General features: G+C 79.3%; 1 pseudogene. It reads left to right on the forward strand.

Annotated elements, in window-relative coordinates:
* Positions 1-523, forward strand: a pseudogene (locus N866_RS21535) (hypothetical protein); the annotation flags it as partial.

Genomic DNA, 523 nt, shown 5'->3' on the forward strand with positions numbered 1-523 from the left:
CGTCGCCGGGCTGCGTCGCCGGCTGAGCGACGTCGCCGGGCGACCGCTCGTCGTCCGCCGGCACGACGACCCCGCGGTGCGCCGCTACGTGGGCGACCCGGCCCTGCTCGCCGCCGCGACCCGCGGGCCGGCCACCCCCGACCACGTCGTGTGGACCCGTCGGGTGCCCTGCGTCGGCACGGACCTCGACGCGTACTCCGCCGCCTACCGCGCCTACGTCGAGGAGCACCGGGGCCGCCGGGGGACCGCCGTGGTCGACCCGGACGCGCTCGACACCGCTCCCCGGGTCGTCCTGGACCCCGCCCTCGGCATGCTCACCGCGGGCCGCACGGCTGCCGAGGCGTCGGCCGCGGCCGACGTGTACCGCCACACCATGGAGGTCGTCGCCGCCGCGGAGGCCCTGGGCGGCTACGCGCCGCCGTCGGCCGACCACGTCTTCGACCTCGAGTTCTGGGCGCCCCAGCGGGCCAAGTCCCGGCGCCGCGACGACGGCCGGCCGCTCGCCGGCCAGGTCGCCCTCGTC

The sequence above is a fragment of the Actinotalea ferrariae CF5-4 genome (genome assembly GCF_000603945.1).
GTDB lineage: Bacteria > Actinomycetota > Actinomycetes > Actinomycetales > Cellulomonadaceae > Actinotalea > Actinotalea ferrariae.